The 15224-nt window shown below is 44.1% G+C and carries 10 protein-coding genes; 7 read left to right on the top strand and 3 right to left on the bottom strand.

The window, feature by feature from the left end:
• Positions 1–3 precede the first annotated feature (3 nt).
• A complete protein-coding gene (locus tag K08M4_RS16240; protein WP_086050635.1) occupies positions 4–1431 on the top strand; it encodes an NAD-dependent succinate-semialdehyde dehydrogenase in 1428 nt (475 codons plus the stop codon).
• A gap of 227 nt (positions 1432–1658) precedes the next feature.
• Here K08M4_RS16240 and K08M4_RS16235 read toward each other — a convergent pair whose 3' ends face one another.
• Both K08M4_RS16235 and K08M4_RS16230 read right to left on the bottom strand, forming a co-directional pair.
• Entirely contained in the window at positions 1659–3842 is a 2184-nt protein-coding gene (locus K08M4_RS16235; protein ID WP_086050634.1) for a malate synthase G, read from the bottom strand.
• A gap of 117 nt (positions 3843–3959) precedes the next feature.
• Positions 3960–4913, bottom strand: a complete 954-nt coding sequence (locus K08M4_RS16230) for a LysR family transcriptional regulator (RefSeq protein ID WP_086050633.1) — start codon at positions 4911–4913, stop codon at positions 3960–3962.
• Between the two features lie 141 nt (positions 4914–5054).
• Between K08M4_RS16230 and K08M4_RS16225 the strand changes: the two genes are divergently transcribed.
• Both K08M4_RS16225 and K08M4_RS16220 read left to right on the top strand, forming a co-directional pair.
• Positions 5055–6653 (top strand): isocitrate lyase, encoded by a 1599-nt coding sequence (locus K08M4_RS16225; RefSeq protein WP_086050632.1) that lies wholly within the window; start codon positions 5055–5057, stop codon positions 6651–6653.
• Between the two features lie 293 nt (positions 6654–6946).
• On the top strand, positions 6947–7525 hold the full coding sequence (locus K08M4_RS16220) for a hypothetical protein (protein ID WP_086050631.1): 579 nt from the start codon (positions 6947–6949) through the stop codon (positions 7523–7525).
• A 103-nt stretch (positions 7526–7628) separates the two neighbouring features.
• Here the strand turns inward: K08M4_RS16220 and K08M4_RS16215 are convergent, their stop codons facing one another.
• The gene (locus K08M4_RS16215; protein ID WP_086050630.1) at positions 7629–8021 is read right to left on the bottom strand and encodes a cystatin family protein; all 393 of its coding nucleotides are present in this window, start codon (positions 8019–8021) and stop codon (positions 7629–7631) included.
• A 448-nt stretch (positions 8022–8469) separates the two neighbouring features.
• Here K08M4_RS16215 and luxM point away from each other — a divergent pair, with 448 nt between their 5' ends.
• The 4 genes from luxM (at position 8470) to K08M4_RS16195 (ending at position 15189) form a co-directional block, all read left to right on the top strand.
• Entirely contained in the window at positions 8470–9657 is a 1188-nt protein-coding gene (gene luxM / locus K08M4_RS16210; protein ID WP_086050629.1) for an acyl-homoserine-lactone synthase LuxM, read from the top strand.
• Entirely contained in the window at positions 9654–12308 is a 2655-nt protein-coding gene (gene luxN / locus K08M4_RS16205; RefSeq protein ID WP_086050628.1) for a quorum-sensing autoinducer 1 sensor kinase/phosphatase LuxN, read from the top strand. Before luxM ends, luxN begins: the two co-directional genes overlap by 4 nt.
• A 505-nt stretch (positions 12309–12813) precedes the next feature.
• Positions 12814–14145, top strand: coding sequence for an MFS transporter (locus tag K08M4_RS16200; protein WP_086050627.1), 1332 nt, complete (start codon positions 12814–12816; stop codon positions 14143–14145).
• A gap of 162 nt (positions 14146–14307) precedes the next feature.
• The gene (locus K08M4_RS16195; RefSeq protein ID WP_086050626.1) at positions 14308–15189 is read left to right on the top strand and encodes a DMT family transporter; all 882 of its coding nucleotides are present in this window, start codon (positions 14308–14310) and stop codon (positions 15187–15189) included.
• Positions 15190–15224: the final 35 nt, after the last annotated feature.

Raw genomic sequence — 15224 nt, 5'->3', positions numbered from 1 at the left:
ACGATGCTAAACATTAAGAATCAGCAGTTACTCTCTTTTATGGTGACAGAAGCGAATAATGCAGTTGCAGTCACCAATCCAGCAACGGGTGAGCTTATTGGATATGCGCCTATTTCATCTAAGGTAGAATTAGACAGCGCTATCGAACGTGCCCATGTTGCGCAGAAAGAGTGGGCAAAAATTCCTGCTAAATCTCGTGCTGCATCACTACACCGTTGGCACCAACTGATCCTCGAAAACAAAGAAGATCTTGCTCGAATCATGACGATTGAACAGGGTAAGCCGTTAGCGGAAGCGACAGGCGAAGTCGTGTATGGGGCTAGCTTTATTGAGTGGTTTGCAGAAGAAGCGAAGCGTACTTATGGTGATTCTATTCCTAGCACAGTCGCTGGCAAACGCTTGGTGACCATCAAGCAGCCTATTGGAGTCGCGTGTGCAATTACGCCATGGAACTTCCCTATTGCAATGATCACTCGTAAAGCAGCACCTGCCCTAGCCGCTGGTTGTAGCTTTGTCGTAAAACCTTCAGATGAAACACCGCTTTCTGCGTTTGCTGTGGTTGAACTGGCTTACCAAGCGGGTATTCCGAAAGATCTATTACAAGTGGTGCTTGGCGACAGCCCTGAACAGATCGGTGAGCTTTTCACATCACACCCACGGATCAAAAAGATCTCTTTTACTGGTTCGACTCGAGTCGGCAGTATCTTGATGGCTCAAGCGGCAAAAGGCATCAAACGCACTTCTATGGAGCTCGGTGGCAACGCACCTTTTATTGTGTTTGACGATGCAGACATCGACGCGGCCGTTCAAGGCGCAATGGCGTCAAAATTCCGTAATGCGGGACAAACATGTGTCTGTGCAAACCGTTTCTATGTTCACAGTAAAGTATACGATGAGTTCGTGGCTAAATTCGATCAAGCGGTTCAACAGCTTAAGATTGGTAACGGCTTAGATGAAGGTGTCACAATTGGTCCTGTTGTCAGTCAGAATGCGAAGAACAACATCCAAGCATTAATAGACAGAGCGGTAGAACAAGGCGCGACACCTGTGACGCCAACTCAAGAGCTTGATGGGCTTTTCCTTCAGCCTGTCATTCTGAAAAATGTGAAACACAGCATGGACATTGTTCAGCAAGAGATCTTTGGTCCTGTCGCTCCTGTGATGCAATTCGAGACAGACGAAGAGCTTATTGAGATGGCAAACGACACCATTTATGGATTAGCGTCGTACTTCTACAGTCAGAACATTCATCGAGTATGGAACATCGCAGAGGCACTTGAGTACGGTATGGTCGGTATTAATGATGGCCTCATCTCAACCGAGGTCGCGCCCTTCGGCGGTGTTAAGCAGTCAGGTATTGGCCGTGAAGGCGCAAAAGAAGGCATCGATGAGTACATGGATATTAAGTATCTGTGTTTTGGTAGTAACTAGGTCTCGGAAGTAGTTAGGCTTGGTCGTAACTAAGCCTGACTCTTAGGCATCAGCAAGCTTAAACATCGAATAGCCCTACTAACACCTCTCTTCTGAGATTCCCACGCACACCAAAAAAACAGCAAAAAAAAAGCCGCACTATAAAAGCGCGGCACCTTGGGCTCGGTTAAAGGGGGTTTCTTTTTTTAGTATTTTACATTCTCTGTTTTTGTTATTGGGTTGCTTCTCTATCCCTGCGCTTTCAGTTTTAGACGCATAGCATGCAGCACTGGCTCGGTGTAACCACTAGGCTGAGCGCAGCCTTCGAATACCAACTGACACGCTGCTGAAAATGCAATGCTGTTTTCAAAGTCAGGTGCCATATTACGGTAGCTCGGGTCGCCAGCGTTTTGCTCATCCACCACTGCGGCCATGCGCTTCATGGTTTTCATTACTTGGGCTTCATTACAAATCCCATGACGTAACCAGTTCGCAATGTGTTGGCTCGAAATACGCAGCGTAGCGCGGTCTTCCATCAAACCTACATCGTTAATATCTGGCACCTTCGAGCAACCAACGCCTTGGTCAATCCAACGAACCACGTAACCAAGAATACCTTGCGTGTTGTTATCCAATTCGTTTTGGATATCTTGAGCGGTCAGCTTTTGATTACCTAATAGCGGAATAGTCAGGATATCGTCGACATTCGCTCTCACTCGCTCACGAAGCTCTTTCTGACGGCTTGGTACACTCACCTTGTGATAGTGCAAGGCATGCAACGTCGCGGCAGTTGGAGAAGGAACCCAAGCAGTATTAGCACCCGCTTGAGGATGTCCGATTTTCGCGTCCATCATCTTCGCCATATTGTCTGGCTCTGGCCACATACCTTTACCAATCTGGGCTTTACCTTGCAGGCCACAAGCTAAGCCAAGATCAACGTTCTGATCTTCGTATGCGCCAATCCAAGTCATGGTTTTCAACTGTGTTTTAGGAGCAAATGGTCCTGCTTCCATACTGGTGTGAATCTCATCACCCGTTCGGTCTAAGAAACCTGTGTTGATGAACACAACACGATCTTTAGCCGCTCGAATACATTCTTTAAGGTTAACTGAAGTACGACGCTCTTCGTCCATGATGCCAACTTTGATCGTGAATCGATCTAGCCCTAATGCATCTTCAATGCGGCCAAACAATTCATTGGTAAAGGCGACTTCTTCAGGACCATGCATCTTAGGTTTTACAATATTGATGCTGTTCGCAGTCGAGTTTTGGTAAGCGCTATTGCCTTTCAAATCGTGCATTGCGATGAGCGAGGTGACCATGCCATCCATAATACCTTCAGGAACTTCGTTACCGTCAGCATCAATAATGGCAGGGTTAGTCATTAGGTGGCCCACATTGCGGATGAACAACATGCTACGACCTTTAAGTGAAATCTCACCACCCGTCACACTGGTGTATTGGCGATCTGGATTCAAGCTACGAACAATGGTTTTACCGTTTTTCTCTAGTGATTCTTGTAAATCACCTTTCATCAAACCTAACCAGTTACGGTAAGCCAGTGCTTTGTCTTCACCATCAACCGCTGCTACCGAATCTTCGCAATCCATAATGGTAGTGAGAGCCGATTCCACCAGCACATCTTTAATACCCGCCACATCAACGCTGCCAATTGGCGCGCTCGGATCAATTTGAATTTCGATATGCAAATTATTATGTTTCAGCAGAATGCTTGAAGGCGCACTCGCATCACCTTGATAACCAATGAACTGGTTACGATCAATCAGAGTGACTTCTTCGCCGTTATCTAAGGTCGCTGTCAATGTATTGCCAATGCTGACGTTGCTGATGCTGTATTTGGTCACGTCTTTATGAGAAACGCCATTTAATGGTGCTGCATCATCAAGGAACTCACGCGCATAAGTCACTACTTTTGCGCCACGTACTGGGTTAAAACTTCCACCCTTTTCCGCGCCGTCACTTTCACTGATGACATCGGTGCCGTAGAGCGCATCGTATAAACTACCCCAACGCGCGTTGGCTGCGTTAAGTGCAAAACGTGCATTCATAATTGGTACTACAAGCTGTGGCCCCGCTTGTGTTGCAATTTCAGGCTCAACGCTGGCGGTCGTTACTTGAAAGTCATCGCCCTCAGGAACTAGGTAGCCAATCTGTTGTAAGAACTGCTTGTACTCAGCCGCATCCAGAGTCTGGCCTACACGCTCTTGGTGCCAAACATCAATTTGATGTTGAAGGTCTTCACGCTTAATAAGCAATGCGCGGTTCTTGGGAGCCAAGTCAGCAAGGATGGCTGCAAAAGATTGCCAAAAGTCCTCGGCGATAATGCCCGTTCCAGGAATTACCTGCTCATTAATTAATTGGTAGAGGGTGCTATCAATGTTCAAGCTTCCCTGTTGAATACGACTGCTCATAAAATCTCTCTCAAGCTAACTGATGACTACTCAATAAATTTACGCAACCGACATAAATTTAGCTAATTTATGCCAGTTATACTGGATATTCACACAAAAAATACCCTACAAATTGTGTTATTCCGTCACTCCACTCTCGATTTCATTAGCGACACTTTTAATCAAGCGACGCATCCACTGATGGTCTGGATTGGTTTGTAGCAATGGACTCCATGCCATCTTCACCTCAAAGGGTTCAATCGCAAATGGCGCAGGCTTGATCAACAATCTAGGGTTATTGCGCTGCAGTTGAGCCGCTTTGGTAGGAATAGTAAGGATCAGATTCTTTTGTTGTGCGAAAAGAATCGCCGACAAGTAGTGTCGAGTAAACACCGTGATATTGCGCGTTTTACCAATGCGCATTAATGCTTCATCTATCCAGCCGAGCTTTTGTGCTTCACTTGGGTTGATCCCAACTCCAGTCCCCATTCCTGTCTTACTTACCCAGATATGTTGCGCCTTTAGATAAGACAAAAGTTCGAAATTGTCGGCGATTGGGTTGTCACAACTAAATAGACAAGAAAACCCGTCGTGCCAAAGGCTCATCTGATGAAACGACTGAGGAATATCGTCGAATCGGTTGATAATTATATCAACAGTACCTTGTTCTACATCCTGATAACTCACGTCACTTGGCGTCATGATGTCCAATCGTATCTTTGGTGCTATCTCGCTCAGTTTTTTCAATAAAGGCTGAATAATGGTCGACTCTGCATAGTCACTCGCCATGATACGAAACACGCGTTCACTGTCTTCGGCATTAAATTCCGTGGTCGGCTGCAGTGTCTTTTCTACATTCGCCAAGATATTTCGTATCAATGGCTGCAACTTATGTGCGCGTTCGGTCGGTATCATCCCTTCGCTTGTTCTCACCAGTAGTGGGTCTTCAAACAGATCTCGTAATCGGCGAAGGCCATTACTCATGGCTGGCTGAGTAATGCCTAATTGATGTGCTGCTCTTGTAACGTTTCTTTCACGTAGCAACATGTCTAAATACACAAGTAAATTAAGGTCTATACGAGCAATATTCATAAGAAAAATACCGAATATAATAACTATAAATTAACAAAATTATCACATACATGGTTATTCTTTGTCCATGGTTAGATTTAATCCAAATCAAATGACCTCGCCAAATTGGCCAACATGTCCACGTGAAACTAAGGAATAGTTATGTCGCAAATTACACAAGATATCGAAAAGATTGAAGTTGCAAAAAGCGCTGCAGGTGCACCATGGGATGCAATTAACCCTGAATCTGCTGCTCGTATGCGAGCTCAAAACAAATTCAAAACAGGTCTGGATATTGCGCAATACACGGCAGATATTATGCGTGCAGACATGGCGGCTTACGACGAAGATAGCTCTCAATACACTCAGTCTCTGGGTTGCTGGCATGGTTTCATCGGCCAACAAAAGCTGATTTCGATTAAAAAGCACTTTGATGGCAAGACAGACCGTCGTTACCTATATCTTTCTGGCTGGATGGTGGCAGCACTTCGCTCTGATTTTGGTCCACTTCCAGACCAATCTATGCATGAGAAAACCTCGGTTGCTGGCCTAGTAGAAGAGCTATACACCTTCCTACGCCAGGCAGATGCTCGTGAACTAGGTGGTTTATTTCGTGAACTAGACGCAGCTCGTGAAGCGGGCGATGTAAACCTACAAGACCGTATCCAAGACAAAATCGACAATCACGTTACACACGTGGTGCCAATCATTGCCGATATCGATGCTGGTTTCGGTAACGCAGAAGCGACTTACCTAATGGCTAAGCAGATGATTGAAGCGGGCGCGTGTTGTCTACAGATTGAAAACCAAGTAGCCGATGAGAAGCAATGTGGTCACCAAGACGGCAAAGTAACGGTTCCTCATGCTGATTTCCACGCAAAACTTCGCGCACTTCGTTACGCTTTCCTTGAACTAGGCATCGACAATGGCGTTATTGTTGCTCGTACCGATTCACAAGGTGCTGGTCTAACAAAAGAAATCGCAGTAGTGAAAGAACCGGGCGACCAAGGTGATATCTACAACTCATACCTAGATGTTGAAGAGATCGATGTTGCTGATATGGCTGAAGGCGATGTTTGCTTCAACCGCGACGGCAAGCTAGTTAGACCTAAGCGTTTGCCTTCAGGCTTATACCAATTCCGCGAAGGTACAGGTGAAGACCGCTGTGTATTCGACTGTATTGAAGCAATCAACGCGGGTGCTGACCTTCTTTGGATTGAGACTGAGAAACCACACATTGGTCAAATCAAAGAGATGATGGACGGCGTACGTGAAGTTCACCCTAACGCTAAGCTGGTATACAACAACTCTCCATCATTCAACTGGACACTAAACTTCCGTCAGCAAGCATACGATGCACTGGCAGCAGAAGGTAAAGATGTATCAGCTTACGACCGTGCAAACCTAATGAGTGCGGAATACGACGAAACCGAACTGTCTGCAAGCGCTGACGAAAAGATTCGTACATTCCAAGCCGATGCATCACGTGAAGCAGGTATTTTCCACCACTTGATTACACTACCTACATACCACACTGCAGCGCTGTCTACTGACAACCTTGCGAAAGAGTACTTTGGTGACCAAGGCATGTTGGGTTACGTTGCGAATGTTCAACGTAAAGAAATCCGCCAAGGCATTGCATGTGTTAAACACCAAAACATGTCTGGTTCAGACATGGGTGATGACCACAAAGAGTACTTTGCTGGTGAGAACGCACTAAAAGCAGCAGGTGAAGCGAATACATCGAATCAATTTGATTAATCGCTAACACTCTTGATTAATCGCTAACACTCTTGATTAGTCGCTAGAACTTTTGATTAATCGCTAGAACTTTTGATTAATCGCTAGAACTAAAACCTCCCCCGCCCTTCTCTCTTACTTAGGTAAGATCCGGGGGAAGGCTTTGAGATAAAGCTTGTACTGCCGGCTTTATCTCAAAGCCTCAGATTTGTGTTCCACACCACGGTTAACCGAACAACTTCTGTTTAAGCTAACTGTATACATATTTGTTCATATTCCTATTTGTTGAGATTCTTATTTTTTTGAGAGTGCCTATGACTTCAATACCTACACACCTACAAGATGCTAAAACACTGCTGTCAGAAAATGGTTTCGCAACGGGTGATACTTGGTATCACGGCACATCTTCAGCTTTACTCGCGTCTATTCAAGGACAAGGGCTAAAGCGCTCTGGAGATAAAGCGCTCAACGAAGCGGCTTCAAAAACCATGGCGACCATTGGCAACAACTACACAGAATCCCTTGAACCCGTCTTCTTAACTCAGAGCAAAGAACTGGCCTACTACTGGGCTCAGCAAACCGTTCGTGAGCGAGGTGTTCGCTTCGAAGGTGAAGAACAACCTATCGTGTTAGCGGTAAACCTATCTGAAAAACAACGTGCCAAAGTAAGACCGGACGTTGGCGCAATGAGTCTATTGATGATGAGTGTTGGTGAGCAATTCATGTCTCATCTCACTGAAATTTATCAAGCCCATAACATTGCAGGCCCAGACATCGAACTGCGCACAGCCGATCGCATGGACTACCTCAATAAACTTGGGATGGCCTACATTGATGAAGACATCAGCCGTGCTTGTGTTCAAGAGTTAGCTGAGCCCGAACTGGCCGATTAAAAACGTTCCATGAATCAGTCTTCTTAAATACAAAAATGGCTCCCAATACGGAGCCATTTTTATTTACTATCAGCCTATCTCACAAGATCCAGACGCATCTAGACTATAGACACAAACGACCTTGCTGTGCAGGTTGCGTCATTTCGATGTCACCTTGTAGCGAACGATACACAAGGGTATTCCAGACTTCACCATTATCCATTTCAAATTCGATAGCATAGTTCAAACCCGCGACAACCTGAGTTCGAACACTCAAGATCTGTTTAAGCTCAGCTGAAGTGTTCATTTGACCAAGAACCGCGTTTAAAGCTTGCTCAGCTTGAGGTGTGATATCACTTTTCGACCAACCACCCGTCAGGTTTTTAGTGCTACAGATAGGGTTCGCATTCTCTTGTGATTGAGCTGGAACCTCAGATTTCTGACTGCATCCTGCTAACGCCGCAACACTAAGCAAGGTTGCTAATCCAAGTAATGATGTTAATCGTACTTTCTTCATAAATCCTCTCTACATCGTTCATTCAGTCATTCAGTCATTCAGTCATTCAGTCATTCACGAGAGTTTCTCGTAATGATGTTGTATATGCAGGCAAGATTAGCCCTCAAATGTCATCACTTCATCAGAAATTATGCAGTAACGATTCGCTAAACACAGAGCACTGTCAGAAAAACAAAGACGAACAATAAACAGACAAATAAGTATTTGAGAATACACTAATTTAGGGGTTCATGAATTGAATGGAAAATGGCGAAACCATGTTGTTTAGGATAAATACAAGTAGTAAACTCCCACCCTAAAATGCAGCTTGTTTTTGAGAAACTAAACGCACAAAAAGTTAGGGCAACTTTATAAAGTAACTACTCTCAAACATCAGCCATAGATACATCTCTCATAAACGGGTACAAGTCACATAAAAATAATTAGATAAACTTAGGCGGTTCACTACATGGAATTAATGTCGTCTTTAGGTTCACTGTTGGCTAGCAGCCTGCCTATCGAAAAAAAACAACACGCACTGGTTGAACTCGTACTCCACACTTATCAACCGCAACAGCGCACGGCTCTTTTCAAAACAGTGGCAGAACACCGTCGAAGCCAAATAGAATTACTTTTCCCTGAACATCAAACAAAAAGCGACTCAGTAATGTTTGAAGTGATGGACTACCGCGATCTGATTCAGCGCTATCCAAATACCCTATCCGTAGAGGTTGCTCTATTAGAAGAAGCGGTAGGACAATGCTATATGCATTGGTTGGACTTTTGGTGTGAATGTGAAATTTCCGCAATCAAAGCAAAATTACCATTAAGCACCCATGCCTCTTATCCTATGGTTCTGCCCATTATAGATAGTGCTTACTATGGTGTGATCATTGACCAGATTGAAAATAGCCAACTCATAGTACAAACGCCAAGTCGCCCTCAAGGAGTACCAATCAGCGATGCTATTGCTTTAAGCAACCTTGAGGTTTTTATTAAAGGTGAGAAGTGGTATGAGATGCTACCTTTACTCCACTTATCACAAACAGGTAAGCACTTTATTCTACTCAAACACCCAACAGATGAAGCCTTTCCAACCCTAGTCTCTTCAGCCCTAATTCAAGATTGGTCAAAAAATGATACTTGGCTAAGCTACGCCCTCCCTTTCTGTAACGACAAATGGAAGTACAGTTTATCCAGACGTGGTTATGAAGGACTGGCAGGGCTACATATTTTCACTCCACAGGCTCTATCAAAGTGTGACTCTATTCCAGAGTTCGATAATAAGTTCCAATTACAATTAGCCGAAAAGCAAGCTGTATGTGAAATTCTACGCCTAACCGTGAGTGGAAATATTCAACAAAAAGTCTACTTCCTTTATCTTGCTCAAAAAGAGATGCTCAACTTGTTACATCAAGCGGGCTATAAAATTGGCTTTACCATTATAGATCAACCTTTGATACTCGATTTTTACAAGGCTATCGAACCGCAAGCATACTTGCCGCTAGGGTCTTGTGACTTGAACGAAACGAACTTACTGACTTACCGCGGGTTATGGAATATTGAACTGATGTTGAAGGCATTCAGTCACGTCAAATTTCGAGACTATAGACGGTGCCTCCGTGAAAATAAAAATACAGCGTGGCAAATAATATGAAGACGTTTGATCTTGGGCTAGAGGCGATATTCTATGCTAAAGCCATCACTCTGCTTGCAACGGTCGCTGTTGTTGTAATGTGGTTGTTCTACTATTGTTATCGCCTTAAACAAAAGAACGAAGCGATAGTGGGGACACACCATGTACCTTACATCGCATATTCCGTCTGTATTATTACGTGGATCAGTAGCAATGCCTACTTCCATACCGACTTATTGACGGAACTTGGCCCCACAGCAGCCATATTCGCAGCAAAGTTGGCCAACCTCAGCTCTTTCCTTGCTTTTGCCTTTGCGTATTACTTTTCATGTCAGCTCGCGGCCGAAAATCGCAATGGTAAAGTCTATAGGTGGCAACAAGCCATTCTCGCTAGTCTGGCGAGCTACTCCTTCTATATCAATTTGACCCCAGGGTTAACGGTAGAAGATGTCACCATTACTGCACCAAGCCAATTCGTGATCGAGTTTGGCCCACACACACCATACTTTTTTATGGGGGTAATCAGCTTAATTGCCCTTACACTGGTTAATCTAGTGACCATGCGTACCAATGGCAGCAAGCTAACATTAGCCAAAACCAACTACATGATTACGGGCATCTTGGTATTCATGCTATCCACCGCAACGATTCACATTGGCGTTGCCTATTTCCTACGTGATTTCTCGCTCACTTGGCTTCCCCCTGCCTTGTCGCTCAGTGAGATGTTATTTGTAGGTTATGCTCTACTGACCTCTCGCTTCTACAGTTTTAAATACCTTACATACATAAGCCTTAATGTGCTTCTGGCATGTACAATATTGGTGATACCTCTTGGTACTGTATTTATTCCAATAACTAACGGTAACCAATGGTTATTAGCGATACCTATCTGCGCGATTATCGGTGTCGCATGGAGTCCTATCTACAAACGTGTAAGTCCTTACTCCTCATTACTTGTCTTCAGAAACAAAAAGACACCGGTACAACAAATCCTCGCATTAGAAGAAGACTTCAAGTTGTCGATTGACGATGCCATGCGCCGTTTAGGTAGCCAACTGCAAATCCCAGAAGACAAGCTTCGACTAGTTAACAGCAATTACAACGAAACCTTCTACGAAGATTACCTATCTAGTAAAGACTCCGTTCTAGTGTTCGATGAGCTTTCTGAAAAACTCGATTATACTCAGCCAGCTAAGCGGTCACTAAAAGCACTTTATGACAAGATGAGTTCTAACAACACCGCGTTGGTAATGCCACTATTCGGACACAAAAAATCAGTCACACACTTGCTAGTATCATCGCACAAAAGCAACAATCGTATGTTCTCTAATGAAGAGATCTCTGCACTGCAAACCTTGTTAACTAGAGTACAAAGCACAATCGAAGCCGACAGGCGTATTCGCCAAAGTCGTGCTCTGGCTAACTCGATCGCTCATGAAATGCGTAATCCACTGGCTCAAGTGCAACTGCATTTTGAAGTGTTAAAGCAGCACATTGATAATCAAGCACCAACTCAACAAATCTTGACTGACATTGAGAATGGCCAAGCTGCAATTCAACGCGGACGGCAACTGATTGACATCATTTTGCGAGAAGTCAGTGACAACTCGCCTGAGCACGGGCCAATCACCATGACCTCAATCCACAAGGCCGTGGATCAAGCTGTCAGCCACTATGGCTTTGAGAATGAAAAGATCATTGAGCGCATTCGTTTACCGCAACACGCTGATTTTGTGGCAAAGCTGAATGAAACCCTATTCAACTTCGTCATTTTCAACCTGATACGCAATGCAATCTACTACTTTGATTCTTACCCAGACAGCCAAATTGAGATCAGCACCAAAACTGGGCCTTACGAGAACATCCTCACATTCCGTGATACCGGCCCCGGCATTGACGAAGCCATTGTTCATAAGGTCTTTGATGACTTTTTCTCTTTCCAAAAAAGCGGAGGTAGCGGCTTAGGACTGGGTTATTGCCAACGAGTGATGCGTTCATTTGGTGGCAGAGTAGAATGCCATTCCAAACTTGGTGAATTTACTGAGTTTCACCTGTACTTCCCGATTGTACCTAATGCTCCAAAAGCGGAGACGCTGCGTACGCCTTATTTCAACGGTTGGAAACACAACCAATCTACGGAAGATAAAGCCGAAGCTGACGTAAAACCAGAGAACCAAACTCCAAGCGGTGATATAGAACCTGAACCGGCAAGTACGCTAACAGAAAGTAAACAAACAGAACTCTCGCAAGCAGAAAATCAACCAGCATCAAGCCATCTTGCACCAACGGTACTTATTGTTGATGACAAAGAGGTACAGCGCACACTTGTTCAGATGTATTTGAACCGATTGGGCGTTAACAGTTTGCAAGCCAAAAACGGGGAAAATGCCGTCGAGTTGTTCAGAACACACAAAGTTGATTTGGTCTTAATGGACGTACAAATGCCGATAATGAATGGTTTTGACGCAAGCTTGATCATTAAGGCACGCTCACCTCAAACACCAATTATTGCTTTGTCTGGTGAATCAGGACAACGTGAACTCGACATGATCAGTAAGTTGATGGATGGCCGCTTAGAGAAGCCAACCTCATTGGATGCACTACAAGACGTACTTGATAGTTGCTTGAGAAAAGACGCAACGTCTAACGCTTCTAAGGAAACAGAGAATTAGTATTAAACACCGTAATCTCACTGATCATCTGATCATCTGATCATCTGATCATCACGATTAAACCAGTAATATCAGCAGAGCAATTCAATAGTTAATCAAAACTCGCGTCAAAAGTCCTTCTTGGCAGAGAGTTTTGCATTAGGGTGATTGGCTCTATAACTCTATAACTCTATAACTCTATAACTCTATAACTCTATAACTCTATAACTCTATAACTCTATAACTCTATAACTCTATAACTCTATAACTCTATAACTCTATAACTCTATAACTCTATAACTCTATAACTCTATAACTCTATAACTCTATAACTCTATAACTTTACAGTATCTAAGTATTCACTTGACCAGCATTGACTCTAATTGATTAATTTTTAGAACAATAACCTTGAACGTTCAGATAAGTAGATGAGTTATATCTTGTTTAACTCGTGGAACAATTCCATGATTTATAAGGCAAAACGGTTTATACATAATAATGTGTTATTTAAAGTACTGAAATTATCATGACGCTCAAAGAAATCCTGAAAATTCCCAATGTCCGCTACTTCTTGATGTTTCGAAGCAGCTACTTTGCGCGTTTTTATTACCCTATCTTCACCCTACTCTATTTAGATTACGGCTTGACCCTTTCTCAGTTTGCCATGCTCAACGTAGTTTGGGCGGCGACCATTGTGCTTGCGGAAGTACCATCAGGGGCGTTCGCCGATACCTTGGGTCGCAAAAAGCTTGTAGTGCTGTCTTCGATTGTGATGTTCATTGAGATCGCCATGATTGCTCTTGTTCCGACTGGAGATGCCAATCTAGTCTTCATTGTGTTTCTGGTTAACCGGATATTAAGTGGCTTAGCGATGGCGTTAGCCAGTGGTGCCGATGAGGCATTGGCTTACGACGCCTTGAAAGAGCAAGGTAACGAAGAGTTATGGCCGCGAGTGTTACAAATCCAGCTTCGTGTCGCGTCTAGTGTGGGGATCTTTGTCACCTTGATTGGTGCTGCGATGTACGACGTGAACTTTATGGCGAACATCTTTCATGCTATCGGATTAGCAGAGCCAGAAAGCACCAAAGACCTCATGCGCATTCCTGTTTTCGCTACCCTATTTGTCGCGATGATCGCCATTTATGCCGCTGTTAACATGCGCGAAGAGAAAAAGGTGATGCCAAGCGATCAAACCAAATTAGCAACCACCATTGCCAGCCTTAAATTAACGGCTGACACAGGTAAGTGGGTACTTGCTACGCCTTACGTGCTGTTCATCTTGCTTTACTACAGCCTGTTCGAACACACCTCTAGAATGTTCCTGACCATGAACAGCCAATACTATCTCGCCATCGATATTCCTATCATCTACTTCGGTTTTATTGGCGCGGGGATCAGTTTACTCAAAATCATATTGGCAGGACAAAGCCGTAGATTGGCAGAAAGCATCGAGCCTAAAACCTTCATTGTGGTTATGGGTTTAGCGAGCATGGCGACCTACTATTGGATCAGTTTAGGTTGGTCGATCTATGGTGTGCTCCCTGCACTGGTACTTATCTTTATCATCATGACGATGAACATATTCATCAGCTACCATCTGAACAAGAAGACGGAATCACACAACAGAGCCACCGTTCTCAGTTTCAAAGGCCTGATGTTTAACCTTGGGTATGGTTTGATCGGTATTTTATATGCCTACTACTATAAATTGGTGTCTCAAGGCTACACCGCACAAGAGATAGAACAGAACCTCGACTTCTTGGCTTCACTGTCTTCGTTCTTCTATTACTTCACCTTATTGTTCGTTTCGATCAGCGCGCTGTTCTATTTCAAAAACAAGAAGGAGTCTATCTTTTAAAAAAGCGTCGATCTTTTGAAGAAAACATCGATCTTTTCAAGAACGTTCTGATACCGAATAGAGAGTAAAAGTGAGCCTCTGGTTATAAATAGACCATCTCGCTTCTTATCATGTGATTTTTTGTTAATATAATCATAAAATTACATAACACACGGAAGCGTCATGTCTTTTAGTTGGATAGCTTTTACTCTTCTCGCAGCCTTCAGCCAATCTTGGCGCAATGCATTTCAAAGTAAACTAGCGGGAACAATGAGTGTGGCTGGCGTGACGTTAGCTCGCTTTATTTGGGCTGGCCCAATCGCGCTTATTTATCTCTATTCGCTGCACCAATGGCAGCCAGTCTCCACGCCTAGTTTTTCCGGTGAGTTTGTTTTCTACATTGTTGCTGCTGCGATTATGCAGATCCTAGCGACTGGCTTGATGGTGATGCTATTTAAGCTAGAGAACTATGCGATAGGTGCCGGACTCGCCAAATGTGAAGCTCCAGTTTCAGCTGTATTGTCCGTGCTGTTTTTTGGCACCGCTTTGACCATTACGGGCTGGGTTGGTGTACTTATTGGTACTTTGGGCGTGTTGATCATGAGCAGCTCTTCTGGCTGGCGAAGCCTTTCTCCCAAAGTGTTTTTGTTAGGTATGGCTTGCAGTACAGCCTTTGCTTTAACGTCTCTTTGGGTTCGAGAAGCCAGCTTGAGCATCGGCCTCCCCTTCCCTCATAGCGCCGCATGGGTGCTGTTCCTAGTCATTTCCCTTCAGACAGTGATTATCTGCACGTATCTCTTTTTCAGAGAACGCGACACGTTGCGCCAGATATTTGCCAAGTCGAAACTGGTGGTGATGACAAGCCTAGCAAGTGTGATTGGTTCTCTCGGTTGGTTTAGCGCAATGTCACTTCAAGCCGTACCGTACGTAAAGACGTTAGGACAAATAGAAGTAGTCTTTATGGTGCTGATTTCTTATTTCTGGTTGGGGCAAAGCATTGCTCGCAAAGACATTCTTGCGCTCATTTTGCTTTCTATCGCAGCTGTGTTGGTAATGTGGCAATAATTTGAACCACACTAACGCTTAAAGACCTGTAATCA

It is taken from the genome of Vibrio syngnathi (assembly GCF_002119525.1).
GTDB lineage: Bacteria > Pseudomonadota > Gammaproteobacteria > Enterobacterales > Vibrionaceae > Vibrio > Vibrio syngnathi.
This window is presented reverse-complemented; position numbering and strand designations above follow the sequence as displayed.